Origin of the sequence: Chromobacterium sp. Panama, assembly GCF_003052555.1 — a bacterium.
Taxonomy (GTDB): Bacteria; Pseudomonadota; Gammaproteobacteria; order Burkholderiales; family Chromobacteriaceae; genus Chromobacterium.
Window position 1 is genome coordinate 1514178 of sequence record NZ_QARX01000001.1, and the last position, 25621, is coordinate 1539798.

26 protein-coding genes and 1 other RNA gene are annotated in these 25621 nt (G+C 64.1%); 14 read left to right on the top strand and 13 right to left on the bottom strand.

The annotated features are described in order from the left end of the window. Positions 1–35: 35 nt before the first annotated feature. Positions 36–449 (bottom strand): hypothetical protein, encoded by a 414-nt coding sequence (locus DB032_RS06915; protein WP_107798822.1) that lies wholly within the window; start codon positions 447–449, stop codon positions 36–38. Positions 450–461: 12 nt separating this feature from the next. After that, positions 462–899, bottom strand: a complete 438-nt coding sequence (locus DB032_RS06920) for a thioesterase family protein (protein ID WP_107798823.1) — start codon at positions 897–899, stop codon at positions 462–464. A gap of 117 nt (positions 900–1016) precedes the next feature. On the opposite strand from DB032_RS06920, the gene DB032_RS06925 reads away from it, so the two are divergent. After that, the gene (locus DB032_RS06925) at positions 1017–1466 is read left to right on the top strand and encodes a universal stress protein (RefSeq protein ID WP_107798824.1); all 450 of its coding nucleotides are present in this window, start codon (positions 1017–1019) and stop codon (positions 1464–1466) included. A 125-nt stretch (positions 1467–1591) separates the two neighbouring features. Here the strand turns inward: DB032_RS06925 and DB032_RS06930 are convergent, their stop codons facing one another. After that, complete coding sequence (locus DB032_RS06930) at positions 1592–1915, bottom strand: DNA-binding transcriptional regulator (protein WP_107798825.1); 324 nt, start codon at positions 1913–1915, stop codon at positions 1592–1594. A gap of 271 nt (positions 1916–2186) precedes the next feature. Next, positions 2187–2285: signal recognition particle sRNA small type (ffs, locus tag DB032_RS06935), an RNA gene on the bottom strand. Between the two features lie 158 nt (positions 2286–2443). On the opposite strand from ffs, the gene argE reads away from it, so the two are divergent. Beyond that, on the top strand, positions 2444–3616 hold the full coding sequence (argE, locus tag DB032_RS06940; protein WP_107798826.1) for an acetylornithine deacetylase: 1173 nt from the start codon (positions 2444–2446) through the stop codon (positions 3614–3616). 186 nt (positions 3617–3802) lie between these two features. Then, entirely contained in the window at positions 3803–5191 is a 1389-nt protein-coding gene (locus DB032_RS06945) for a sodium-dependent transporter (protein ID WP_107798827.1), read from the top strand. A gap of 64 nt (positions 5192–5255) precedes the next feature. On the opposite strand, the gene DB032_RS06950 is transcribed toward DB032_RS06945, so the two are convergent. Further along, on the bottom strand, positions 5256–5534 hold the full coding sequence (locus DB032_RS06950) for a hypothetical protein (RefSeq protein ID WP_107798828.1): 279 nt from the start codon (positions 5532–5534) through the stop codon (positions 5256–5258). Between the two features lie 220 nt (positions 5535–5754). Between DB032_RS06950 and DB032_RS06955 the strand changes: the two genes are divergently transcribed. The 4 genes from DB032_RS06955 to DB032_RS06970 all read left to right on the top strand — a co-directional run bounded on the left by DB032_RS06955 (position 5755) and on the right by DB032_RS06970 (position 11383). Continuing rightward, entirely contained in the window at positions 5755–6954 is a 1200-nt protein-coding gene (locus tag DB032_RS06955; RefSeq protein WP_199226002.1) for an amino acid aminotransferase, read from the top strand. 96 nt (positions 6955–7050) lie between these two features. Next, positions 7051–7677 carry a YbhB/YbcL family Raf kinase inhibitor-like protein gene (locus DB032_RS06960; protein WP_107798830.1) on the top strand — a complete coding sequence of 209 codons (627 nt, stop codon included), beginning with the start codon at positions 7051–7053 and terminating at the stop codon, positions 7675–7677. 224 nt (positions 7678–7901) lie between these two features. Then, positions 7902–8249, top strand: a complete 348-nt coding sequence (locus tag DB032_RS06965) for a hypothetical protein (RefSeq protein WP_107798831.1) — start codon at positions 7902–7904, stop codon at positions 8247–8249. A gap of 191 nt (positions 8250–8440) precedes the next feature. Further along, positions 8441–11383 (top strand): DNA translocase FtsK, encoded by a 2943-nt coding sequence (locus tag DB032_RS06970; RefSeq protein ID WP_233246661.1) that lies wholly within the window; start codon positions 8441–8443, stop codon positions 11381–11383. Between the two features lie 71 nt (positions 11384–11454). On the opposite strand, the gene DB032_RS24745 is transcribed toward DB032_RS06970, so the two are convergent. Both DB032_RS24745 and DB032_RS06975 read right to left on the bottom strand, forming a co-directional pair. Then, a complete protein-coding gene (locus DB032_RS24745; protein WP_019100128.1) occupies positions 11455–11589 on the bottom strand; it encodes a hypothetical protein in 135 nt (44 codons plus the stop codon). 159 nt (positions 11590–11748) lie between these two features. Further along, positions 11749–12933 (bottom strand): VWA domain-containing protein, encoded by a 1185-nt coding sequence (locus DB032_RS06975; protein WP_107798832.1) that lies wholly within the window; start codon positions 12931–12933, stop codon positions 11749–11751. Positions 12934–13035: 102 nt separating this feature from the next. Here DB032_RS06975 and DB032_RS06980 point away from each other — a divergent pair, with 102 nt between their 5' ends. Genes DB032_RS06980 through DB032_RS06990 form a run of 3 tightly spaced genes read left to right on the top strand, consistent with a single transcriptional unit; the run spans position 13036 to position 16599 of the window. Continuing rightward, positions 13036–14463, top strand: coding sequence for a coniferyl aldehyde dehydrogenase (locus DB032_RS06980; protein WP_107798833.1), 1428 nt, complete (start codon positions 13036–13038; stop codon positions 14461–14463). Position 14464: 1 nt separating this feature from the next. Beyond that, positions 14465–14989, top strand: a complete 525-nt coding sequence (locus DB032_RS06985; RefSeq protein ID WP_107798834.1) for a twin-arginine translocation signal domain-containing protein — start codon at positions 14465–14467, stop codon at positions 14987–14989. Beyond that, complete coding sequence (locus DB032_RS06990) at positions 14986–16599, top strand: GMC family oxidoreductase (protein WP_107798835.1); 1614 nt, start codon at positions 14986–14988, stop codon at positions 16597–16599. Before DB032_RS06985 ends, DB032_RS06990 begins: the two co-directional genes overlap by 4 nt. Positions 16600–16674: 75 nt before the next feature. Here the strand turns inward: DB032_RS06990 and DB032_RS06995 are convergent, their stop codons facing one another. Further along, positions 16675–17259, bottom strand: coding sequence for a superoxide dismutase (locus tag DB032_RS06995; protein WP_107798836.1), 585 nt, complete (start codon positions 17257–17259; stop codon positions 16675–16677). Positions 17260–17377: 118 nt separating this feature from the next. Here DB032_RS06995 and DB032_RS07000 point away from each other — a divergent pair, with 118 nt between their 5' ends. Next, the gene (locus DB032_RS07000) at positions 17378–18550 is read left to right on the top strand and encodes an NAD(P)/FAD-dependent oxidoreductase (RefSeq protein ID WP_107798837.1); all 1173 of its coding nucleotides are present in this window, start codon (positions 17378–17380) and stop codon (positions 18548–18550) included. Between the two features lie 145 nt (positions 18551–18695). Here the strand turns inward: DB032_RS07000 and DB032_RS07005 are convergent, their stop codons facing one another. Beyond that, a complete protein-coding gene (locus DB032_RS07005; protein ID WP_107798838.1) occupies positions 18696–19034 on the bottom strand; it encodes a nuclear transport factor 2 family protein in 339 nt (112 codons plus the stop codon). Between the two features lie 156 nt (positions 19035–19190). Between DB032_RS07005 and dnaB the strand changes: the two genes are divergently transcribed. From dnaB to DB032_RS07020, 3 genes are all read left to right on the top strand, one after another. After that, on the top strand, positions 19191–20600 hold the full coding sequence (gene dnaB, locus DB032_RS07010; RefSeq protein ID WP_107798839.1) for a replicative DNA helicase: 1410 nt from the start codon (positions 19191–19193) through the stop codon (positions 20598–20600). 172 nt (positions 20601–20772) lie between these two features. Then, positions 20773–21081 (top strand): ferredoxin, encoded by a 309-nt coding sequence (locus DB032_RS07015; protein WP_107798840.1) that lies wholly within the window; start codon positions 20773–20775, stop codon positions 21079–21081. After that, positions 21081–21689: an alpha/beta hydrolase gene (locus DB032_RS07020; protein ID WP_107798841.1), complete on the top strand. Its 609-nt coding sequence runs from the start codon at positions 21081–21083 to the stop codon at positions 21687–21689. The genes DB032_RS07015 and DB032_RS07020 overlap by 1 nt, the downstream gene beginning before the upstream one ends. 59 nt (positions 21690–21748) lie before the next feature. Here DB032_RS07020 and rnk read toward each other — a convergent pair whose 3' ends face one another. The 4 genes from rnk to dbpA form a co-directional block, all read right to left on the bottom strand. Beyond that, complete coding sequence (gene rnk / locus DB032_RS07025; RefSeq protein ID WP_107798842.1) at positions 21749–22153, bottom strand: nucleoside diphosphate kinase regulator; 405 nt, start codon at positions 22151–22153, stop codon at positions 21749–21751. 167 nt (positions 22154–22320) lie between these two features. Beyond that, a complete protein-coding gene (locus DB032_RS07030; RefSeq protein WP_107798843.1) occupies positions 22321–23178 on the bottom strand; it encodes a flagellin in 858 nt (285 codons plus the stop codon). 156 nt (positions 23179–23334) lie between these two features. Continuing rightward, positions 23335–24129 (bottom strand): type I methionyl aminopeptidase, encoded by a 795-nt coding sequence (gene map / locus DB032_RS07035; protein WP_048415481.1) that lies wholly within the window; start codon positions 24127–24129, stop codon positions 23335–23337. Positions 24130–24228: 99 nt separating this feature from the next. Next, on the bottom strand, positions 24229–25608 hold the full coding sequence (gene dbpA, locus DB032_RS07040; RefSeq protein ID WP_107801722.1) for an ATP-dependent RNA helicase DbpA: 1380 nt from the start codon (positions 25606–25608) through the stop codon (positions 24229–24231). Positions 25609–25621: the final 13 nt, after the last annotated feature.

Below are 25621 nucleotides of genomic sequence, written 5' to 3' on the forward strand. Positions count from 1 at the left end.
AGCCGCGCGGACGGCTGCTTTGGCGCGGAAAGGGGTTAACGGGCGAATTCGCGTTCCAGATCGTCCAGCGAAATGCCCCAGCTTTTCATCATATGGCTCAGCAAGGCCATTTCCGGCTCGCTGATGGTGCCGTCTGACTTGCTGATGTCCATGGCCAGCACGCAGGCCAGGATGCGTTTGCGGTGGTCGCTCACCTCGGCCAGCAGGCCGTTGATGCGCTCCGCGTCCAGCAAATGAATGGTGCCGTCGTCGTTGGCTTCGTCGGAGACGTCGTCGCAGTAATCCACCAGCACCTTGGTGAACTGCTTGCGCGGCAGGCCGATCAGGTCGTAGACGTGGAGTTTCTCCAGCAGCTCCAGCTCGCGCGGGTCCATATTGCCATCCGTGATCATAAACATGGCCAGCAGGCGCGCCAGTGCTTCCGGGCTATTGAGTGCGTATTTTCTCATGACGCCTTTCCTTTATTCTGATGTGACGCCTAGCCGCTCCAGAAACGCTGGGGGCATGGCGGCAGGCTTGCGGCTGACGTAGTCGAAGAAGACTAGGCCTGTCTTCAATCTTGCCACTTCTTTCCCGGTTTTGTCATTGCTTGCCTGATAGAGCAGATCGAAACCGCGCGCGCCGACGTCGTCCACGGCCAGCGCGAAGCGCAGCACCTCGCCGTGAAAGGCCTCCGCGCGATAGAGGATGGCGGTGTCCGCCACCACGACGCCCAGGCCCTCGATGCTGAGTTCGTGCGGATAGCCTAGACTTTGTAAAAAGCGCAGCCGCGCTTCCTGAGCCAGTCTCAGCACGGCGTCGTTGCCTAGGTGGCCGGCGTAGTTGATGTCTCCGATGCGGATGTCGACGCGGGTTTCGAATGCGAAGCGCTCAGGCAGGACAATCTGGATTCTGGGCATGATGTGGGCTTTGGGCGAGTGGTTTGGCTGAGTTGTTTGTCTTAACCTGAGTCAACAGGGCAGTGGCATGGTTTGATAGACTGCAAGTGTAAGGCAAATACAACAAGGAGCAGAGTCATGTATCAGCGCATATTCGTACCCGTGGATGATAGTGAAACCTCCAACCTGGCATTGCACGAGGCTTGCCATCTGGCCAAGGAGGTGGGCGCCAGCCTGAAGTTGGTGCATGTGGTGGATTTGGCCCAGTTCGGCTGGGGCGGCACCGAGTTTCTGGACGCGACCGAGCTGCAGAAATCGATCAAGCAGGCGGGCGAGCAGGTGTTGGGCCAGGCCGGGGCCAAGGCCAAGGAACTGGGCGTGACGGCGGATTGCAAGATCCTGGAAAGCTGGGGCGACAAAATCGCCGCGGTGCTGGTGGACGACGCCGGCGTCTGGGGCGCCGATTTGATAGTGATGGGTACCCATGGCTGGAGCGGCTTAATGCATTTGCTGATGGGCAGCGTGGCGGAGGGCGTGCTTAAACTGGCGGACGTACCGGTGTTGCTGGTGCGCAACCCGGGGGACTAGGCTGATGGCATGGCGGGCGCCTTGCATGGACGGAGTGAGGCGCGCCGTTGCTTGTCGGACAATCACGCGGGCAAAAATAAAGCCAGCCGGCATCGCTGCGGGCTGGCTTTCCTCGCGGAAGGGGATCAGCCGGCGGTGGCTTCCACGCTGCCGTCCTGGGCTTCCAGCTTGGTGCGAACCGCTTTGCGCAGACTCTTGTACAGGTCCGGGTGGGTTTCCTTCAGGTACTCGACGATTTCGAAGTCTTCGCGGCGAACCTTGGACAGGTCGATCTGCTCGACGTGAACCAGGCGCAACAGTTCGCGCACCGGCTTGGGCATGTTGCGGCCGCTTTCGTAGCGGGAGCCGCCGGACTGGGTCACACCGATGCGGCTCCAGAATTCTTGCTGGTTCAGGCCGAGCTTGCGGCGGATCTCACGCGGGTTGGGGATCTTTTCAAACAGTTTCATGAGTGTTCCTCTCAGTATCAAAGAATATTGGTTCTAATATTTTTTAGGTTTCGTGCCCTGCACCCTAAAAATAGCAAAAAAAATCCATCAGGAATAATTCTGATGCAAAAAAGTTCATGAAGTTCCGTTAAGAGTCGACTTCGTTTTTTGCAATGTTAGTGGATTCTTATTGTCAAGGACAATGGGATTTGCAGGTCGAGACGCAAAAAGATACTGTGTGGTCGCTTTTTTGTAAAGCGTTTTGGCATTTGAGACTGAAAAAAAGGGGAGGGGCGGCGAGCCTGACCCCCGGCACTTGCGCTAAATAACTGTGGCTGCTTCCTTCCGGACCTGACCAGGTTCGCTATCGCGCAATGCGGGGAGACCCGCCTCAAGAGAAGACGCATTCTAACGACAAGCGGCCGTTTTGCCAAGCTCGGCGTGCGTTTTTGTCGCGACGCCGGCCGCGGCGTCGGTTGCCGAAGCGCGGCCGCGCAGGCAGACTGGGCGGCATCTATATTAATACCGCGGCAAGCGTGGGAGTGTGTGATGGTTCAATCGGCGCAAGAACTGTTGGCGGAACTGATTCGCTTCGACACCACCAGCCGGCATTCCAATCTGCAATTGATCGAGTGGACGCGCGCTTATCTGTCGCAATTGGGCGTGGAGTCCACGCTGACCTTCAACGACGAGGGCAGCAAGGCCAATCTGTTCGCCCGCATCGGCGCGCCGGAGCTGCCGCTGGTGGTGCTGTCCGGCCATAGCGACGTGGTGCCGGTGGACGGCCAGGTCTGGAGCAGCGATCCCTTCGTTCTGACCGACAAGGGCGATGGTCGCTTGTATGGCCGCGGCTCCGCCGATATGAAGGGCTTCATCGCCTGCGTGCTGTCGCTGGCGCCCTGGTTCGCGGAGTTGGCCGCGCGCGGAGAATTAAGGCAGGGCATAGGCATCGCCCTGTCTTACGACGAGGAAGTCGGCTGCCTGGGCGTGGGCCGGCTGATAGACCGCCTGGCGGCGGACGGGGTCAAGGTGTCGGGCTGCATCGTCGGCGAGCCCACCAGCATGCAGCCGGTGATCGCGCACAAGGGCATCGCTCATTTCCTGTGCAAGGTGGGCGGCCGCGCCGCGCATTCCTCGCTCACCCCGCAAGGCGTCAACGCCATCGAGTTCGCCGCGCGGCTGATCACCCATATCCGCAAGCTGGCCGACGCCGAAGCGTCCTTCGGCCATCGTCAGTCCTTATATGATGTGCCGTTCACCACCTTGCAGACCGGCACCATTCATGGCGGCACCGCCTGCAATATCGTGCCCAAGGATTGCGAATTCATGTTCGAGTGCCGCTGGTTGCCGGGCGATGGGCCTGAGCGTTTTGTCAGTTCCGTCCGGGACTACGCCGCCACCTTGTTGCTGGAGATGCGCGAGGTGGCGCCGGAGGCGCAGATCGAGATCGAACGGGTGGTGTACAGCCCGGCCTTCGAATCGTCTGAAGACAGCGCAGTGCGCCGCACCGTGGCGCGCTTGTGCGGCTGCGACGGCGGCAAGGGCGTCGCCTACACCACCGAGGCCGGCCTGTTCAGCGAGGCCGGCATCGCTTGCGTGGTGTTGGGGCCCGGCAACATCGAACAAGCGCACCGGCCCGACGAATACATCGACATCGATCAACTGGAGCAGTGCGCGGCCTGGTTGCGGCGACTGGGAGATGAGCTGACGCAAAAACCGTGAAGATTTTTTTGCGCTGATGACCGAATAGCCGCAAAATCGCTGCCGGCGACAAGCCGAACACTCAAGTTGCCCGCCGGGGGGATCCCTTAGGCGGGCTTGTTTTATGGCGGCGTGAGCAGCTGTTCAACGCCCGGTCCCAAGGGGCCGGCGAGCGTTGGCGCCGCGGTAGTCAGAAAGAAAAAATAAATGAGTCAGAACGTGGGATCTGTGCGGCAGGGAGGCGCGGCCAAGTCGCGAGACGGCTTCACCTCCAGCTTTGGCGTGTTGGCGGCGACTCTCGGTTCCGCCGTGGGCCTCGGCAATATCTGGAAGTTTCCTTATCTGACCGGCACCAATGGCGGCGCCGGTTTTTTGGTGGTGTACGTGCTGGCCACGCTGCTGGTGGGCTTGCCGGTGATGATCGCCGAGATCATGCTGGGCCGCAAAGCCAAGCGCGACGCGGTGACGGCGCTGAAGACGCTGGCGCCGGCCGGTCAGCCCTGGTGGCTGATCAGCGCTTTCGGCGTGCTGGCCGCCTTCCTGATCATGGCTTTCTATTCCGAAGTGGCGGCCTGGGTCTTCGCCTATGTGTTCAAGTCCTTGGGCGGCGGCCTCTTGTCCAGCGATCCCAAGGTGACCTCGCAGGCGTTTGGCGCCTTGATCTCCGATCCGGTGCAATCCTTGCTGTGGCAATGGCTGGTCTTGCTGCTGATAGGCGGCATTCTGCTGATGGGGGTGTCCAAAGGCATCGAGGCGGTGACCAAGAAGCTGATGCCCTTGCTGTTCCTGCTGTTGCTGGTGATAGGCGCGCGCAGCCTGATGCTGCCCGGCGCGGCCAAAGGGCTGGACTTCCTGTTTACCCCTGATTTTTCCAAGATCAGCGGCGCGGTGGTGCTGACCGCGGTGGGGCTGGCCTTCTTCAAGCTGTCCATCGGCATGGGCACCATGATTACCTATGGCAGCTATTTCCGCGATGATCAGAACATCCCGGTCACCACCTTCCGGGTGATGTGCGCGGACCTGTTCGTTTCCCTGCTGGCCGGCATCGCCATTTTTCCCGCGGTGTTCGCTTTCGGCTTTGAGCCGGCGGCGGGCCCGTCGCTGCTCTTCATCACCATCCCGGCGGTGTTCGCCAGCATGCCGCTGGGCAATGTGTTCATGGTGGCCTTCTTCGTGCTGGCCGCGATCGCCGCCACCGGCGCGATGCTGTCCATTCTGGAAGTGCCGGTGTCGGTGTTCAGCGAGCGCTTCGGCATCAGCCGCGTCAAGGCCACGGTGATCAACCTGCTGCTGCTGGCCTTGGTGGGCGCGGGCTGCGCCTTGTCCAACAGCACGCTGTCCGGCTTCAAGCTCTTCGGCATGACCTTGTTCGACCTGTTCGACTTCGTGACCTCCAACCTGCTGATGCCATTGGGCGGCATCTTCCTCTGCCTGTTCGTCGGCTGGATGTGGGGCTTCGAACAGCTGAAGCAGGCGCTGAGCAATCAGGGCGCCCTGAAGAACGAGGGCTTGTTGAAAGCGCTGTTCTTCGTGCTGCGCTATGTGTCGCCGCTGTTGATCCTGGTGGTGATGCTGAAGGGCCTGGGCGTGATTTGAGCCCGTGCCGTCAAACAGAAAAAGGAGCCGCGAGGCTCCTTTTTTCATGCCTGCCGGCAGGGGTTTAGGGCTGGGCGGCGTCGTCTTCCGGTATCACCACCGGCGGCGGGGTGAAGCCGTTCAGTTCGCGGGCGTTTTTTTCCAACAGCAGCACAATGCTGGTGTTGAGCGCGCCGAAAGCCCAGCTGACCAGGAAAAACACCGAGTAGGCCGATAGCTTGTCGTTGAACAGGGTTTTGCCGTGCAGACTGAGCTCGGCCGGATCGAAAATGGAGAAGAACACCCCTGTCGCCAGAATGGCGATGATGAAGGAGGGCCAGAACAGCAAGATGCCTTTTTTCATTGAGTCATGCTCCTGTGGCTGCCGCAAGGAAATGCTTGGGTGGCTGATGTCAGGGTAATGGCCGGGCGACGCACTGTCAAAACGCGGCGACGGTGGATGAGAGCCCGGAGAACGGCTCTCCATGTTAGACTGTGGCCATCCGGTTTTTCTTGTCCAGCCGGCCAGGGCGAGCGCTTTTGGCCGGTTGTTGCGTAAAGTAATGGAGCCTTGCATGACCTCGATCTTCTCCGCCGTAGAACTGGCGCCGCGCGACCCTATCCTGGGCCTGAACGAAGCATTCAACGCCGACACCCGCACCACCAAGGTGAATCTGGGCGTTGGCGTTTATTCCGACGACAACGGCAAGATTCCGCTGTTGGCGGCGGTGAAGGCGGCGGAGAAGGCGCGTCTTGAAACCATGCCGCCGCGCGGCTACCAGCCGATCGAAGGCGCTCAGGCTTACGACAGCGCGGTGCAGAACCTGCTGTTCGGCGCGGACAGCGAGCTGATCAAGGCGGGCCAGGTGGTGACGGCTCAAGCGCTGGGCGGCACCGGCGCCCTGAAAATCGGCGCGGACTTCCTGAAGCGCCTGAACCCGGCGGCCAAGGTCTATATCAGCAACCCGAGCTGGGAAAACCACCGCGCGCTGTTCGAGTCCGCCGGCTTCGAGGTGGAAAACTACCCGTATTACGACGCGGCCACCCGCGGCGTCGATTTCGACGGCATGCGCGCCTTCCTGGCGCAACTGCCGGCCGGCTCCGTGATCGTGCTGCACGCTTGCTGCCACAATCCCACCGGCGCCGACCTGTCCGACGCGCAATGGGCCGAGGTGGTGCAGGTCTGCCGCGAGCGCGGCCTGGTGCCTTTCCTGGACATGGCTTATCAGGGCTTTGCCGACGGCATCGACGCCGACGCCGTCGCCGTGCGCCTGTTCTCGGCCTCCGGCCTGCAGTTCTTCGTGTCCAGCTCCTTCTCCAAGAGCTTCTCGCTGTACGGCGAGCGCGTGGGCGCCTTGTCCATCGTCACCGCCGGCAAGGAAGAATCCGCGCGCGTGCTGTCCCAACTGAAGCGCGTGATCCGCACCAACTATTCCAACCCGCCGATTCACGGCGGCGCGGTGGTGGCCGCGGTGCTGTCCAACCCTGAACTGCGCCAGCTGTGGGAAGACGAACTGGCCGGCATGCGCGATCGCATTCGCGCGATGCGCGTCGGCTTGGTCGAGGCGATCAAGGCCGAAGGCGTGGCTCAGGACTTCTCCTTTGTCGCCCAGCAGCGCGGCATGTTCTCCTATACCGGCCTGAGCGCGGCCCAGGTGGAGCGCTTGCGCGCCGACTTCGGCATCTACGCCGTGTCCACCGGCCGCATCTGCCTGGCGGCGTTGAACAGCAAGAACCTGACCTATGTGGCTTCCGCCATCGCCCAGGTGGTGAAGGCGGGCTAAGCCTGGCCGGTTTTGATATCCAGCATCGCCAAAGCCCCGCAAGTCGGGGCTTTTTTTCAATCGGCCTATCGCCGGCCGTAGTCAAGGAGCAGATTCATGCAATTGCACAGCCGCAGCTTTCAAGACGGGGAACGCATTCCGGGCCGCCTGGCCTTCTGCGTGCCGGACGCCGACAGCCATGTCGCGCTGTCCGACAACCTCAACCCGCATCTGGTCTGGAGCGGAGCGCCGGAGGGGACGCGCTCGTTCGCGCTGATATGCCATGATCCGGACGTGCCGTCGCGCGGCGACGACGTCAATCAGGAGGGCAGGGAGGTGCCGGCGGATCTGCCGCGGGTGGACTTCTATCACTGGCTGCTGCTGGACATTCCCGCCGGACAGAGCGAGATCGCCGAGGGCGGCCACAGCGCGGGGGTGAGCGCACGCGGCAAGAGCGGTCCGGACGCGCCGCAGGGCTTGCGTCACGGCATCAACGACTACACCGGCTGGTTCGCCGGCGACGCGGCTATGGCCGGCGACTACTACGGCTACGACGGCCCCTGCCCGCCGTGGAACGATAGCCTGGAGCACCGCTACGTTTTCACCGTCTACGCCTTGGACGTGGCAGCTTTGCCGGTGGACGGCGTCTTGACGCCTGCGAATATCGTCGCGGCTTTGGACGGCCATGTGTTGGCCTCGGCCAGCTTGAGCGGCCGCTATACGCTAAATCCGCGTTTGCTGTAATCGTCCCGCAATGTGAAGAAGTGGCAAAAAGGACAGTTTGTCCGTCTCGCAACGCAGAGGCCTCTGGCAAGGGATTGCAGTAGGCCAATGAAATGCAGCATGATGTTGCGGCGTTTCCCGTCTCCGCGGCTGATTTAGTTCGGGAGCCCGCGCCCGCGCGGCGCTTTGAACCGCGGCCAGCCCAAAGCGGCAAACGATAACAACATCAAAGGGGATTAACTGTCATGGTTGCAAACACTGTTAAAGACAAGCTGCCGGCCGCCGCGTTGGCGACGGGCGCTTTTGACGCGGACGATGCCGATGTGCGCAACAATCTGGGGCTGATGGGCTTGTTGGATGTGAATTCCGGCGATGGCCGCTATCGCCTGACCGCGACGCTGGAGCCGGAAGTCGAAGGCGTGGACGACGTTCAGGCCTGGGTGTTGGAAATGGAGCTCGTGACCCTGGCCACCGGCCAGGTGCTGCGTTGCAAACAGGCCGGCGTCGCCTACGCCGGCCCCACGCCGGGCAGCCATCTGCGCCGCTTGTTGGCCAACGGTCAGCTGCAGGGATATTTGCAACTGGCCGCCTAGCCGGACCGCGCCGCCAGCAGGGATTAAGCCGCCGCATCATGCCGCGGCTTAATTTTTTTCTCCGCCTGGACGCTCATCGTCCGCGCGCGCCTGCCGCGAACACTATAAAAAACGGTACAATCGCCGCAGTCGGGCCCGCAGCGGGTGCGGGTCCGGCCGTTAATTTTCGACATCGTCAGAGGTTGTGAACTGTGTGGTTTGTGCTGTGTGTGCTGCTGTTGGTGCTGGGTGCGCTGGCTTGGCTGGTGTATACCGGCCGCGTCGTCTTGTCCGAATGGACCCAAAAGCTGGATCGCTTGTTGGGCATGTCGCCGACGGAGCGTCATGAGCCGGACTACTTCGCGGAGGAGGCCGACGCCGGGCCGCACGCCGCGGAGACGTGGAGCCGTCCTCGGACCGAGCCGATCGCGCCCCGCGACGTGTCTCCCGCTCCAGCCGAGCAGGAGCCGGCCAGACGGTCCGCGCCGCAGCCGTCCCCTGAGCGCGAAGCGCCGCCGGCCGCCGTCGAGCGCGAAACCGTGGTCTTGCCGAAACGGCCGGCCGCGCCGCCGCAGGCCAAGCCGGAACTGCCGACGCTGGAACTGTCCCGCGAATACCGCAAGCGCGTGCGCCAGCCGTCGGCCGAGCAAGAACAGGCCAAGGATCTGCCGGTGATCGGCCTGCATGAGCTGCAACATAATCTGCAGTCGGATTACCGTCGCCGCCAGGCCTCCCGGGTTCTGACGCAGAGCGCCAAGGATCAGGGCGCGTCCGCCTTGCCGGTGATCGAGCCCAGCGAGGTGCGCGAGCAGTTGCGCCACATCCATTCCAAGCGCGGCAAAACCATGGCCGCGCCTCAAGCTTTCGTGATTCGCCCCCAGGCGCTCAAGCCGCAAGAGGCGGAGGAGCCGCAAATCGTGCCGCCGCCCGTGGTGCGGCATGAATTGCCGGCCAGCGCGCGGCCCGCGCATCACGGCTGGCTGTCTCCGCCGCCCGCGCAGGCGCGACCGGCGCCGCCGTTGATCGAGCCCGAAGTGGTGGTGTTCGAGGAGATGTCCGCGCCGATGGCGGAGATCGCGCCGCCTAGGCCGGAGGACGAGGCCCAGGCCCCGTCGTCGGAGCCGGCGTCGCCGGTATTCGCGCCGGTCGAGCCCGCCGCGCCGGCGTTTCTGTTTGACGTGGAGCCCAGGTCCGAGCAGGAATGGGCGCCGCCGCCGGCCGAGGCCGCGCCTCCGGCTCCCGCGGCCGACGAGGCGGCGTTGCCGCTTATCGACACGGTTCCGGTTTCCGTTCCGCAGACCGTAGACGAGGCGGAGCCGACGCGGCCGCCGGAGCCGGCGCCGTGGCGCTGGCCGCAAACGCGCTCGGTTCTGGTGCAGGAGGATGAAAAGCCCGCGGTGGTGCAGCAGGCGGTGTTGCCGGCGGAAGAGCCGCCTTCGGCGGCGGCCGCGGCGCGGCAGCTGGCGGCCAAACCCATGCCCTGGGTCTTGATCGAGCCGCCGGCGGCGGAAGCGAAGCCGGAGGAAGTCTTGGCCGAGCTTCGTCCGCCCTGGGACGCCGAGCCGGCGCCGGAGGCGTCCGAGGCATGGGCGCGGCAGGCGCAGGCCGAGGTGGAGCAGGCGGCGACGCCGGACGCCAAAGCGGAAGCCAAGCCGCGGCCGGTATACGACGATTACGGTTTGCCGGGGCTGGATTTGCTGCGCCCGGCGGACGAGGCGACGGTGACGTGCTCGGAGGAGGAGTTGCTGGAGCGCGGCATCGTCATCGAGGAAAAGCTGGCCGAGTTCAAGGTCAAGGTCAGCGTGGTGGACGCTTACGCCGGCCCGGTGATCACCCGTTACGAGGTGGAGCCGGCGGTGGGCGTGCGCGGCAATCAGGTGGTCAATCTGATGAAGGATTTGTCGCGCGCGCTGGGCCTGGCCGCGATCCGGGTGGTGGAAACCATACCCGGCAAAACCTGCATGGGTCTGGAGCTGCCCAATCCCAAGCGCCAGATGATACGTTTGTCCGAGATCTTCTCCTCCGAAGTGTTCCAGCAGCCGCGTTCTCGCCTGACCCTGGCCTTGGGCAAGGACATCACCGGCCAGCCGGTGGCGATGGATCTGGCCAAGGCGCCGCATCTATTGGTGGCCGGCACCACCGGTTCCGGCAAATCGGTGGGCGTCAACGCGATGATTTTGTCCATGCTGTACAAGGCGCGGCCGGACGAAGTGCGCTTCATCATGATAGATCCCAAGATGCTGGAACTGTCGGTGTACAACGACATCCCGCATCTGCTGGCTCCGGTGGTCACCGATATGAAGCTGGCGGCCAACGCCTTGAACTGGTGCGTGGGCGAGATGGAGCGCCGCTACCGGCTGATGAGCGCGCTGGGCGTGCGCAATCTGGCCGGTTACAACGACAAGGTGAGCGAGGCCGAAGCCATGGGGCAGCGCATCGGCAATCCGTTCAGCCTGACGCCGGAAACGCCGGAGCCCTTGGAGGCGCTGCCCTTCATCGTGGTGGTGGTGGACGAGTTCGCCGACCTGATGATGGTGGCCGGCAAGAAGATCGAGGAATTGATCGCGCGGCTGGCGCAGAAGGCGCGCGCCGCCGGCATCCATCTGATCCTGGCCACCCAGCGGCCGTCGGTGGACGTGATCACCGGTCTGATCAAGGCCAATATTCCGACGCGGATCGCCTTCCAGGTGTCCAGCAAGGTGGACAGTCGCACCATTCTGGACCAGATGGGCGCGGAAAGCCTGCTGGGCCAGGGCGATATGCTGTTCTTGCCGCCGGGCACCGGTTACCCGCAGCGCGTGCACGGCGCCTTCGTCACCGACGACGAAGTGCATGCCATCGTCGAACATCTGAAGCAGTTCGGCGAGCCCGATTATGTGGAAGGCCTGCTGACCGGCGAGAGCGAGGCGGAGGAGGAGTCCGCCGCGGCCACGGCCAAGGCGCAGGCGGCGACGGAAAGCGACCCGCTGTACGACGAGGCGGTGGAAATCGTGATGCGCACCCGCAAGCCGTCTATTTCATCGGTGCAGCGCCATCTGCGCATAGGCTATAACCGCGCCGCGCGGCTGATCGAGGAAATGGAAGCGGCGGGCATCGTCAGCCCGATGGAAAGCAACGGCAACCGGACGGTGCTGGTGCCGCAGCGCGAGTTCTGATCCGCGTGTCGCCGAATGAAAAAAGCGCGCCCTAGCGGCGCGCTTTTTCGTTTCTTATGCGTGGACGGGGGTCAGCGACGGCGCTGGTCCTGATCGTTGCGAATGCGGATCGGAGCCAGTTGGTCCTGGTCTTCCACCGGGCCGCTCAACATCTTGGCGACGACGACCACAGCGGCGATGAGGGCGAATAAAAGCAAAATTTCCATGGCATGGCTCCCCGAGGCTTGAGTACGAACTTGTTGGTGAAGACGATTGCCGGCCAACCGGCCTGGAAGCAAAGTCGTCTATGGCGGCCCCCTGTGATTTCATTCTGGAACACAAGCCGCCGCAAGCTCAAGTAATAATTTGTGTCGGAAAGTTAAAATTCAAGGCGCGCTGCGCTTCAGCGCCCGCATCGCCTGATCAATGCCTTGCAACGTGAGCCCGTACATCCGCCCGGACATCAGTTGCCGCAGCATGTGCAGCGATTGGGTGTAGTCCCAGTGCGCTTCCGGCACCGGGTTGAGCCAGGCGGCGTGCTTGAAGTGAGCGAGCAGGCGGCGCAGCCAGACTTCGCCGGCCTCCTGGTTCATGTGTTCCACGCTGCCGCCCGGATAGCTGATCTCATAGGGGCTCATGGTGGCGTCGCCGACGATGATCAGTTTGTAATCGCCGCCGAAAGTATGGATCAGGTCCCAGGTGGGCAGGGTCTGGGTGTGGCGGCGGGCGTTGTCCTTCCATACCGCTTCGTAGACGCAGTTGTGGAAGTAGAAATACTCCAGGTGCTTGAACTCGGACTTCACCGCCGAGAACAGTTCCTCGCAGGCCTTGACGTGGTCGTCCATCGAGCCGCCGATGTCGAACAGCACCAGCACCTTGACCGCGTTGCGCAGCTCGCGCTGCATGCGCAGGTCCAGCATGCCGGCCTTGCCGGCGGTGGCGGCGATGGTGGCGTCCAGATCCAGCACTTCCTCGGCGCCGTCGCGGGCGAACTCGCGCAGCCGGCGCAGCGCGATCTTGAGATTGCGGGTGCCCAGCTCGACCGAGTCGTCGAAATTGCGGAATTCGCGCTGGTCCCACACTTTCACCGCGCGGCGATGGCGCGACTCATGCTGGCCGATGCGGATGCCGGCCGGATTGTAGCCGAAGGCGCCGAAGGGGCTGGTGCCGCCGGTGCCAATCCATTTATTGCCGCCCTGGTGCCGTTCCTGCTGCTCTTGCAGCCGCTGGCGCAGGGTGTCCATCAACTGCTCCCAGCCCAGCGCTTCCAGGCGGCGCTTGTCTTCCTCGGACAGGTGCTTTTCCACCTGCTTGCGCAGCCAGTCTTCCGGGATGCCGGTTTTCAGTTCGTCCAGCGCCAGCGACAGGCCTTTGAAATGGCTGCCGAACACTTGGTCGAAGCGGTCGAAGTGTTTCTCATCCTTGATCAGCGCGGTGCGCGCCAGATAGTAAAACGCGTCCAGATCACCGAAGGCGACGCGTTTTTGCAGCGCCTCCAGCAAGGTGAGGAATTCTTTCAGCGTGACCGGCAGGCCGGCCTCGCGCAGGGCGTAAAAAAAATCGATCAACATGGCGCGGCTAGAGGGTGACAGCGTGGGTGGGCGATGATATTCTTGTTTTAGAGTCACGGCTCTAAACAATCGTTCGGATACTGCTATCCTAAGGATAATACAATGAATGCCGCCGCCATGCCCATTTGCCGGGATGATCATCTGCAAGCGGAGTTTTCCCGCCTGTACCGCCTTAGCCGGGCTTCAGCGTTTCCGCCGCTGGAGCAGCGCCAGGATTGGCTCAAGCGCCTGGAGAGCATGTTGCAGGACAACCGCCAGGCTTTCGTCGACGCCATCAGCCAGGACTTCGGCCACCGCAGCGCGGTGGAAACCCGGCTGGCCGAGCTGTTTCCCTCGCTGGAGGCCATACGTTACGCGCGTCGGCGGCTGCGGCGCTGGATGCGGCCGGAACGGCGCGGGGTGTCTATGTGGTTCCAGCCGGCTGGCAACAGCGTGATGCCGCAGCCCTTGGGCGTCATCGGCGTGCTGGTGCCGTGGAACTATCCCTTGTTTCTGGCGCTGGGGCCGGTGGTGTCCGCCTTGGCGGCCGGCAACCGGGTGATGGTGAAGATGTCGGAATACACGCCGGCAACCGGCGCGCTGTTGCAGCGCCTGGCCGAGCGCTATCTGGGGCCGGAGGTGATGGTCGTGGTCAACGGCGACGCCGAACTGGCCCAGGACTTCAGCCGGCTGCCTTTCGACCACCTGTTCTTCACCGGCTCCACCGCGGTGGGCCGTCACGTCATGCGCGCGGCGGCGGAGAATCTGACGCCGGTGACCTTGGAGCTGGGCGGCAAATCGCCGGTCATCGTCGCCCGGGGCGCCGATCTGCGTCACGCGGCCGAGGCCATCGTCGCCGGCAAAATGCTGAACGCCGGCCAGACCTGCGTGGCGCCGGACTATGTGCTGGTCAACGACAAGGACCGCGAGGCCTTGCTGGACGAGTTGCGCGGCGCGGCGCGGCGCGCCTATCCGACGCTGGCGGACAATCCCGATTACAGCGCCATCATCAACGAGCGTCATTGCCAGCGCCTGCTGCAGTGGCTGGAGGAGGCGCGCGTGGCCGGCGCCGAGGTGGAGCAGATCAACCCGGCGGCGGAGGACTGGCGGCCCAGCCGCAAATTCCCGCTGACCCTGGTGCAGGGCTGCCCGGAAGACGCGACTTTGTTGCGGGAGGAGATTTTCGGGCCGATTCTGCCGGTGCTGAGTTACGACAAATTCGACGAGGCGCTGGCCTACGTCAACGCGCGGCCGCGGCCGCTGGCCTTGTATCTGTTCGACCGGGATGCGCTGCGCATAGAGAAAACCTTGCGCGAAACCGTGTCGGGCGGGGTGGCGATCAACGACATCGCCCTGCAGGTGGTGCAGGAGGATTTGCCTTTCGGCGGCGTCGGCCCGTCCGGGATGGGGCATTGTCACGCCAAGGAGGGCTTTATGGCCTTCTCCAAGCTCAAGCCGGTGTTCCGGCAAAGCCGCTGGGCCGGCACCGCCTTGACGCGCGCGCCTTACGGCGCCGGCGTGGAGCGGCTGTTGAAGTGGATGCTGCGCTGAGATGTTGAGCCGCCGCCAGTTGCTCAAAACCGGTCTGGGCGGCGCCGCGGCCTTGGCGCTGGCCACCTTGTTGGCCTCGCCGCAGCCGGACGGCCCGGCCGAGGGCTGGGCCAAGCCCTTGAAGCTGCGCGCCTTGACGCCGCGGGACGCCCAGTTGCTGGCGGCGATCGCCCCGGGCATCCTGGGGGCGGGCGTTGCGCCGCCCGAGGACGTGGTGCGCGGCGTGGACCGCGCGGTGGCCGGCTTGCCGCCGGCGATGCGGGCCGAACTGCGTCAATTGCTGGATTTGCTCGGCAACCCCTGGGGGCGGCGCTGGATCGCCGGAGTGTCCGCGCCGTGGCGCCAGGCGTCGGTCGAGGACATCGAAGCCTTTCTGCGGCGCTGGCGCGGCAGCGTTTTTCCCTTGCTACGCAGCGGCTATCAGGCCCTGCACCAATTGCTGAACGCGGCCTGGTACGGCAATCCGGCCAGTTGGCCGGCGCTGGGCTATCGGCAGCCGGCGGCGGTGATGGAGATGTTGCCGTGAGCCGCGCGACGATACCCGATCCGGTGGCCGCCGGCGTCGCCGCAGGCTGGAAGGCGCTGGACGGCGCGAGCCTGCCCGATCTGGAGCTGCGGGCCGATGTGGTCATCGTCGGCAGCGGCGCCGGCGGAGGCATGGCGGCCGAGCAATTGGCCGCGGCCGGGTTGGACGTGCTGCTGTTGGAGGAGGGCGGCCTGTACAGCTCGCGCGATTTTCGTCTGTTGGAAGCCAAGGCCTACCCGGAGCTGTATCAGGAGTCCGCCTGTCGCAAAACGGCGGATAAGGGGATTTCCATCCTGCAGGGCCGGGCCGTGGGCGGGAGCACCGTGGTCAACTGGACCAGTTCCTTCCGCACGCCGCCGGACACGCTGAACTGGTGGCGGGAGCGCCACCGTTTGAGCGGCGTGGGCGAGGAGGCGATGCGGCCCTGGTTCGAGCAAGCCGAGGCGCGGCTGGGCATCGCCGACTGGCTGCCGGACCCGAACCCCAACAACGCGGCGCTGGCCCGCGGCTGCGCGGCCTTGGGCATCGCCCATGCGCGCATCCGCCGCAATGTGCGCGGCTGTTGGAACCTGGGTTATTGCGGCATGGGCTGCCCCACCAACGCCAAGCAGTCCATGCTGGTGACGGCGATTCCCGCCGCGCTGGAGCATGGCGCCAGGCTGATCAGCCGGGCGCGGGTGGATCGTTTGCGCGCCAATGCCGCCAGAACCCGGTTGGAAGGGCTGGAAGGGCGTTTTCTGGCAGCGGACGGGGTGGGAGAAACCGGGCGCCGCTTCACGGTGAAGGCGGCTCAGGTGGTGCTGGCCGCCGGCGCCATCGGTTCGCCGGCCATCCTGCTGCGCAGCGGCCTGATCGATCCGGGCGGTCATACCGGGACGCGGACCTTTCTGCATCCGGTGCTGCTGTCAGCGGCCTTGATGCCGGAACCGGTGGAGCCGTTCAACGGCGCGCCGCAGACGGTGTACAGCGATCACTTCATGCATGTTCACGCGCTGGACGGTCCCTTGGGTTACAAGCTGGAGGTGCCGCCCATCCATCCCTTGCTGGCTGGCATCACCTTTCCCGGCTTCGGCGCGGCGCAGCCGGCCTTGCTGCGGCGCTTGCCGCATCTGCACGCGACGCTGGCCTTGTTGCGCGACGGTTTTCACCCGGAAAGCCGCGGCGGCCAGGTGCGCTTGCGCGGCGATGGTTCGCCGGAGCTGGACTATCCCTTGAACGAGGTCTTGTGGGAGGGCGCGCGCCGCGCCTGGTTGAGCATGGCCGAGATCCAGTTCGCGGCCGGCGCCAGGCAGGTGCTGACGGTGCACGAGCAGGCCGGCCTGACCCGCAGCTGGGGCGAGGCCCGGAGCATGATTGCGGGGCTGACGCTCAAGCCCTTGCTGGCCAAGGTGGTCAGCGCTCATGTGATGGGGGGCTTGGCGATGTCGGGCGACGTTGAGTCCGGGGTGGTGGACGAATGGGGGCGGCATTGGCAGCTGGACAATCTGACCGTGGTGGACGGTTCGGTGTTTCCCAGCAGCGTGGGGGCCAATCCGCAGCTGTCCATTTACGCCTTCGCCCTGCGCGCGGTGGCGGCCTTGCGGCAGCGGATGCAGGGCGTAAAAACCTGAGAGGCCATGGCGCGAGAGCGACAAAAAAGGGACCGCGGAGGTCCCTTTTGCATCAGGCTGTCAGGCAGCGTCGAATCAGGCGAAGTTCTTGGCGACGAAGTCCCAGTTCACCAGCTTCCAGAAGCTGTCCAGATAGTTCGGGCGGCTGTTGCGGTAATCGATATAATACGCGTGCTCCCACACATCACAGGTCAGCAGCGGCTTTTTGTCGGTGGTCAGCGGAGTGGCGGCGTTGCTGGTGGATACCAGGTCCAGCGAGCCGTCGGTGTTCTTCACCAGCCAGGCCCAGCCGGAACCGAAGGTGCCGATGGCGGTTTGGGTGAAGGCTTTCTTGAATTCGTCGTGGGAACCCCATTTGGCGTTGATGGCGTCGGCCAGCGCGCCGGTGGGCTTGCGCTCTTCGCCGGCGTTGGGGGCGAAGCCCAGCCAGTAGAAGGTGTGGTTCCAAACTTGGGCCGCGTTGTTGAAGATGCCGCCGGAGGATTTCTTCACGATCTCTTCCAGGGAGGCGTTTTCAAACTCGGTGCCCTTGACCAGGTTGTTCAGGTTGGTGATGTAGGTCTGATGATGCTTGCCGTAGTGGAATTCCAGGGTTTCCTTGGAAATGTGCGGGGCAAGCGCGTCCAGCGCGTACGGCAGTTCCGGCAGTTTGTGTTCCATTATGCTCTCCTTGTTGAGAAAGTAAGCCGCATAAGCGGATGCTTTAGCCGCAAGTTTACTGGATTAAGCCGCTGGTCGCCAATAGTTGACTAAAAAAGTAAAGTAAGGATGAACGCCATTGCAGTATGATGTTATTGTCATTGGAGCCGGCGCTGCCGGCCTGATGTGCGCGGCCACCGCGGGTCAGCGCGGCCGGCGCGTGCTCTTGCTGGACCATGCGCGCAAGCTGGCCGAGAAGATCCGCATTTCCGGCGGCGGCCGCTGCAATTTCACCAATCTCCATGCCCGTTTCGACTGTTATCTGTCGGCCAATCCGCATTTTTGCCGTTCGGCGCTGGCGCAGTACACGCCGCAGGATTTCATCGCCATGGTCGAGCGCCACGGCATCGGCTATCACGAGAAAAAGCTGGGCCAGCTGTTCTGCGACGACGGCAGCGAACGCATCATCGCCATGCTGGACGAGGAGTGCCGGCTGGGCGGGGTGGACCGGCGCATGGAGGCGCAGGTTCTGCGGGTGAGCCGGGACGCGGACGGTTTCGCGCTGGAGACCGGCGCCGGCGTTTTTCGCGCGGCGTCGCTGGTGGTGGCGACCGGCGGTTTGTCCATCCCGCAGATCGGCGCGACGCCGTTCGGCTACCAGTTGGCCGAACAGTTCGGCCTGGAGCTGACGCCGCTGACGCCGGCCCTGGTGCCGCTGACCTTTCACGTGGAGGACGCGGAAGCGTTCGCGCCGCTGGCCGGCGTGTCTTTGGAAGTGGAAGCGCGCGCCGGCAAGGGGCGCTTCCGCGAGAACGTGTTGTTCACCCACAAGGGCGTGTCCGGCCCGGCCATTCTGCAAGTGTCGTCCTATTGGCAGCCGGGCATGACGCTGGAACTGGACCTGCTGCCGGACGCGGACGCCGCGGCCTGGCTGGAGCAAAAGGCCGGCAGCGAGCAGCTTATCGCCAACGCGCTGGCCGAGTTCGGCTGGCCCAAGCGCTTCGCCGAGGCCTGGCTTGAGCGCGAGGGCTGCAATAAGCGGCTGAAGGACTTGTCGCCCAAGCAGCGTCAGCAGCTGGCCGAGCGCTTGCACGGCTGGCGGGTCAAACCCAACGGCACCCAAGGCTATAAAAAGGCCGAGGTGACGCTGGGCGGGGTGTCGACCAAGGCGCTGTCGTCCAAGACCATGATGGCCAACGCGGTGCCCGGCCTGTTCTTCATCGGCGAGGTGGTGGACGTCACCGGCTGGCTGGGCGGCTACAATTTCCAGTGGGCCTGGTCGTCAGGCTATGTGGCCGGGATGCATTGCTGATCTTGGAGCCTGTTTATGCTCTCGCGAGCAAGGGCGAGACAAGGCGAAAACGGCTGAAAAAGCGGAGTGTACATACGGTACATGAGCATTTTGAAGATGTTTTCAACGCCGTATCGCCGACGCGTAGCAGATCGTAAACAGGTTCTTAGTCCGCCGCCAGGAACCACACGTTCTGGATCTTGCCGTCGATGATTTCATAGACGGCCGCCACTTCGAAGGGCTGCTCGGCCACGCCGCTAACGCGTTCGTGGTCGATTACCTTGTTGCCGAACTCGATGCGTTTGACCAGTTCGGCGTGCAGGTCCGGCAAGTTGAAGCGCTGGCCGGCGTAGAAATCTCTCAGGGCGGCTTTGCCGCGCAGGCTGGGCTCCGCGCCGGGCAGCCGGTACACCGTCACGTCGTCGGCGTAGACGGCGAGGAAGGGCTCCAGCTGGCGTTGGTTGTAAGCGTCGAGTTGTCTTTGGACGAGGGCGGTGGGCGTCATGGCGGCTCCAGATGAACGAAGCTTCGATGCTGGGGCCGCGCGGGGCGCTTGTCAACGCATGCTCAGCGAGTGGCGGTTTCGGGTTAAAATCGGGTTTTGCCTGATCCAGGCTTGCTTCATTCGCGCGGCCAGGCCGCGCCATCACTCCGAGTCTACATGACTGAATCGTACGAGAATTTTGACAGCGAGATGGCGGCGATCCGCACGCCGCCTCATTCGATCGAAGCCGAGCAATCGGTGCTGGGCGGCTTGTTGCTGGACAACAGCGCCTGGGACAAGATCGCCGACGTGGTGTCCGAGGCGGACTTTTACCGCCATGACCACCGGCTGATCTACAAACACGTGGCCAGGCTGGTGGAACTGGCGCGTCCGGCCGACGTGGTCACCGTTTCCGAAAGCCTGGACAAGAACGGCGAACTGGGCAATATCGGCGGCCTGTCCTATCTGGCCACGCTGGCGCAGAACACGCCGTCCGCCGCCAATATCCGTCGCTACGCCGAGATCGTGCGCGAGCGCTCCATCATGCGCCAGCTGGCGCTGGTGGGCACCGAGATCGCCGAGGCCGCCTACGCGCCGATGGGGCGCGACGCCTCGCAGCTGCTGGACGAGGCCGAGGGCAAGGTGTTCCAGATCGCCGAATCCACCGCCAAGTCCAAGCAGGGCTTCCTGGAAATGCCGGGCCTGTTGAAAGAGGTGGTGGAGCGCATCGACATGCTCTATAGCCGGGAGAACCCGGACGAGGTCACCGGCGTGCCCACCGGCTTCATCGATCTGGACGCCAAGACCTCGGGCCTGCAAGCGGGCGATCTGATCATCGTCGCCGGACGTCCGTCCATGGGCAAGACCGCGTTCTCGATGAATATCGCCGAGCACGTGGCGGTGGAGCAGCATCTGCCGGTGGCGGTGTTCTCGATGGAGATGGGCGGCACGCAGCTGGTGATGCGTATGCTGGGTTCGGTGGGGCGGCTGGATCAGCACACGCTGCGCACCGGCAAGTTGGGCGACGACGACTGGCAGAAGCTGACTTACGCGATAGGCAAGCTGTCCGAGGCGCCGATGTACATCGACGAAACCGCGGCGCTGACCGCGCTGGAAGTGCGCGCGCGCGCGCGCCGTCTGGCGCGCCAGCACGGCGGCAAGCTGGGTCTGATCGTGATCGACTACTTGCAGCTGATGTCGGGCTCGGGCCGCGGCGACAACCGCACCGCCGAGCTGGGCGAGATTTCGCGCGGCCTGAAAGGCCTGGCCAAGGAGCTGCAGGTGCCGGTGATCGCGCTGTCCCAGCTGTCGCGGGCGGTGGAGCAGCGTCCCAACAAGCGGCCGATGATGTCGGACTTGCGGGAATCCGGCGCCATCGAGCAGGATGCCGACTTGATCGTCTTCATGTACCGGGAAGAGTATTACAACCCGGAGAACCAGGAAGTGAAGGGCCTGGCCGAGGCCATCATCGGCAAGCACCGTAACGGTCCCACCGGCGCGGTGCGGCTGGCCTTCGTCGGCAAGTACGCCAAGTTCGACAACGCCGCCACGCTGGGCGTCAGCGGTTGGGCGGACAGCGACTCCTAAGAACCTGTTTACGATCTGCTGCGCGTCGGCGATACGGCGTTGAAAATGGTTTCGGAATGCTCATGTACCGTCTGTACACTCCGCTTTCTCAACCGTTTTCGCCTTGTCTCGTTTTAGCTCGCGAGATCGTAAACACGTTCTAAGATGGTTCTGTGAGCATACGAGGCATTCCATGAGCTTTTTCGACAAGCATGTATTCATCTGCTGTAATCAGCGCGCCGGCTGCGAGGATTGCTGCAATAATCACGGCGCCAGCGAACTGCTGGGCTATATGAAGGACAAGGTCAAGGCCCTGGGCCTGGCCGGCGAGGGCAAGATCCGCGTCAACAAGGCGGGCTGTCTTGGGCGCTGCGACGACGGCCCGGTAATGGTGGTGTATCCGGAGGAGACCTGGTACACCTTCGTCGACAAGGAAGACATCGACGAAATCGTCGCCGAGCACATGGTGGGCGGGCGCGTGGTGGAAAGGTTGAAGATCTGATGTTGAAGGCGATGAACAAGCAAGTGGTGGCCGGGCCCGCCGGCGGTCTGGAAACCATCGTGGTGGCGGCCCAGGCGGAGGCGCGCGGCATTGCGGTGATCTGCCATCCCAACCCGCTGCAGGGCGGCACCAACACCAACAAGGTGGTGCAGACCGCGGCCAAGGCCTTGTCGCAGCTGGGCTATGTCTGCTACTGCCCGAATCTGCGCGGCGTGGGCGACAGCGAGGGACAGCACGATTACGGCATCGGCGAGGTGGAGGACGTGATCGCCGTGGTGGAGCACGCGCGCCGCGAGCAGGGCGATCTGCCGCTGGCGCTGGCCGGTTTTTCCTTCGGCGGCTTCGTCGCGGCGCGCACCCGCGCGCGCATAGCGTCGGACAAATTGCTGCTGATGGGCGTGGCGGTGGGCAAGTACGAAACGCCGACGCCGGAGGTGCCGGCCGATGCGCTGGTGATTCACGGCGAGGAGGACGAGGTGATTCCGCTGTCCGCGGTGATGGCATGGGCGCGGCCGCAAGGCTTGCCGGTGGTGGTGTTTCCCGGCGCCGGCCATTTCTTCCATGGCCGCCTGGTGCAGCTGGCGCAGACGATTCAGCGCTGTTGGTAGGGCGTCGTCAGGCCCTGGCGCAAAAAAACCGGTCATCCATGCGATGGCCGGTTTTTTTATCAGCGGTGCAGTTCGCCCGCGGCTTCTGGCTGGTAGGTGACTTCCAGCACCTTCAGGCGGATGCTGCCGGCCGGCGTCGGCCAATCTATGCTCTGTCCGGCGGAGAGGCCGAGCAGCGCGGCGCCGATGGGCGCCAGCACCGAGATCTTGCCCTGTTCGCTGTCCGCTTCGCGCGGGTAGACCAGGGTCAGGGTTTTTTCCTGGGCGTCGTCCAGCTTGACCCGCGCGCAGCTGTTCATGGTGATGATGCCGGCGGGCATGGCGGCGGGCTCCACCACATCGGCGCGCTCCAGCTCGGCTTCCAGCGCGGCCGCGGTGGGGTGGCCGCTCTCGCAATCCTCCAGCAGCGCGGCGAGGCGCTCATAGTCCAGAGAGGACACCGTGATGGCCGGGCTTGTCGACATATGCAACTCCTTCAGATAGACAAAGGGCACCGCAGGGTGCCCGATGATTTAGTGCGCGAAAAGCGTGTGTGCCAATGATATCGCTTGTAACCGCGTGTAACAAGGCTTGGCGGCGCAATCGCCGCTAATACTGGGCTTTGGGCCGGGGGGAGCCCCGGCCTCGCGCTTCAGCCCAGCAGGGACAGCGCCGCGCGCGGGCCGACATTGGCCTGAGCCTGGGCGGCGAGGCCGGTTTGCCCCAGGATCTGTTTGGCCGCCAGCTGCGCCGTCGCGGCGGCGAAGTCGGTGTCGCTGATCCGGCTATTGGCGGCGGCGGTGTTGACCGAGGCGGTTTGCAGATTGTTGATGCTGGCCTCGAAACGGTTGCTGATCGAGCCCAGCGTGCTGCGGGTGTTGGCCAGCGTGTTCAGATCGGCGTTGGTGCTTTGCTGCGCGGCCAGCGCGCCGGCCTGGGTGCTGATGTCTATGGTGCCGGTGGCGTTCAGATTGGCGTTGTAGCTGTTGAGCCCGCCGCTGGCCGGCGCGGCGGACAGGTTGACGCCGGAGATGTTCACCTGGTTGTCCGCGCTGCCGTTGGGGCCCACCTGGAAGGTGGTGGAGGCGTTGCTGTTCAGCAGCGGGGTGCCGTTGAATTCGGTGCTTTGCACGATGGCGGAGTTGGCCTGGGTCAGCAGGTCCACCTGCTGTTGCAGCGCCTGGCGGTTGCTGGCGCTGAGCGCGCCGTTGCCGGCCTGGATCGCCAGCTCCTGGATTTGCTGGGTATTGCTTTGCAGCTGATTGAGCGCGCCGTCGGCGGTTTGCGCCAGCGAGATGCCGTCGTTGGCGTTGTTGATCGCCTGATTGTTGCCGTTGATCTGGGCCAGCAGCGCTTCGGAAATGGCGGCGTTGGCCGGGTTGTTGGCGGCGTTGTTGGTAGTCTTGCCGGCCGAGAGTTGAGCCAGCAGCTTGTCTTTGGCTTTCTGGGTCTGGTTCAGCTGGTTCTGCCCCTGCAGCGCGCTCAGATTGCTATTGATGGTCAGTGCCATGGCCGGCTCCCGCTGGATGTGGTTTCACTTCTTCAGTGTAAGAAAGCGCGCGGGGCAGGGCAAGCCGGGTTTTGGGTAAAGTCGCGCCGCGGCGGATGGCGCGGGCATGGGCGTGAAAAAGCCCGGCGGCGCCGGGCTGGGGATGGCGTTTCCGGCTTATTTGCCGGGCTTGGGCGGCGTGCCCGCGGACTGGGTCAGGATCTCGTAGCCGCTGTCGGTGACCAGCACGGTGTGCTCCCATTGCGCGGACAGGCTGCGGTCCTTGGTGACCACGGTCCAGCCGTCGCCCAGCATGCGCAGGTGGCGCTTGCCCTGGTTGATCATGGGCTCGATGGTGAAGATCATGCCGGCCTGCAGTTCCAGCCCGGTGCCGGGGCGGCCGTAGTGCAGCACTTGCGGCTCTTCGTGGAATTTGGTGCCGATGCCGTGGCCGCAGAATTCCTGCACCACGCTGTAGCCGGAGTTTTCCGCGTGCTGCTGGATGGCGTAGCCGATATCGCCCAGCGTGGCGCCCGGCTTGACCTTGTCGATGCCGCGCCACATGCATTCGTAAGTGATGCGGGACAGGCGGCGGGCGTGTTCGCTGACGTTGCCGACGTGGTACATGCGGCTGGTGTCGCCGTGGTAGCCGTCCTTGATCACGGTGACATCCAGATTCATGATGTCGCCGCTTTTCAGGGGCTTGTCGTTCGGGATGCCGTGGCAAATCACATGGTTGACCGAGGTGCACACGGATTTGGGGTAGGGATTGTGGCCGTCCGGCGCGTAGTTCAGCGGCGCCGGGATCGCGCCCTGCTCATTGACGATGTAGTCGTGGCACAGCTTGTCGATGGCTTCGGTGGTGACGCCGGGCTTGATGAAGGGGGTGATGTAGTCGAGGACTTCCGACGCCAGGCGGCCGGCGATCCGCATCTTTTCGATGTCTTGGGCGTTTTTCAGTTGGATGCTCATGGGATTCTGGTGATGTGCGTGTCTGCGGCTAATGAGACGTATTCTAGCAAAAACGCCCCCGGCCCGGCAGTGCTTGTCGGGCCGGGGGCGCGTCGTCGTTCAAATCAGGCGCATCTTGAACTGCTTGCCCTTGATCTTGCCGGCGGACAAGCGCTCCAGCGCCTGCTCGGCGATGGCGCGGTCCAGCGCGACGAAGCTGGCGAATTCGAAGATGCTGATCTTGCCGATCTGGGCGCCGCTAAAGCCGGCGTCGCCGGTCAGCGCGCCGAGGATGTCGCCGGGGCGCAGTTTTTCGCGCTTGCCGCCGGCGATTTCCAGCGTGACCATCGGCGGCAGCAGCGGGCCGCCGGGGGCCGGGGTCAGTTGTTCCAGCTTGGCCCAAGTCAGCGGCGCCTGCTGATAGCTTTCGATCAGCGCCAGCCGCTTGTCGTCGTTGTCGGCGGTCAGGGTCAGCGCCAGACCCATCGCCTCGCCGCGGCCGGTGCGGCCGATGCGGTGGATGTGGATTTCCGGATCATGGGTGACGTCGACGTTGATCACCAGGTCCAGTTCCTTGATGTCCAGGCCGCGCGCGGCGACATCGGTGGCCACCAGCACGGTGGCGCTCTTGTTGGCGAAGCGCAGCAGGATCTGGTCGCGTTCGCGCTGCTCCAGGTCGCCGTACAGCGCCAGCGCGCTGAAGCCGCGCGCCTGCAGGTCTCGCACCAGCTCCTTGCAGCGTTCCTTGGTGTTGCAGAAGGCCAGCGCGGACGTCGGGCGCAGGTGCCGCAGTATGGTGGTGACGGTTTCCAGCCGCTGTTCCGGCTTGATCTTGTAGAACCATTGTTCGATGCGTTCGCCGCTGTGCAGCGACTCCACCTGGATTTCCTGCGGCCGGCGCATGAATTGGGCGCTGATCTTGCGGATGTTTTCCGGATAGGTGGCGGAGAACATCAGGGTCTGGCGCTGGCGCGGGCAGGCGCGCACGATGCCGACGATTTCCTCGATGAAGCCCATGTCCACCATGCGGTCCGCCTCGTCCAGCACCAGGGTGCCGACGCCGGACAGATTCAGCGAGCCGCGGAACAGGTGATCCTGCAGCCGGCCGGGGGTGCCCACCACGATGTGGGCGCCGTGTTCCAGCGAGCCGATTTGCGGGCCCATCGGGCTGCCGCCGGTCAGGGTAACCACTTTGACATTGTCTATGCTGCGCGCCAGCCGGCGGATTTCCTGCGCTACCTGGTCGGCCAGCTCACGGGTGGGGCAGAGCACCAGCGCTTGCACGCCGAACCAGCGCGGGTTCAAGCGCGCCAGGATGCCGAGTCCGAAAGCCGCTGTCTTGCCGCTGCCGGTCTTGGCCTGGGCGATCAGGTCCTGGCCGTCCAGAATGGCCGGCAGGCTGGCCGCCTGGATGGCGGTCATGCTGTGGTAGCCCAGGCTGTCCAGATTGGACAAGAGGGCGGCGGACAGGGGCAGGGTGGAGAAAGCGGCTTTTTTCACAATGACTTGGCGT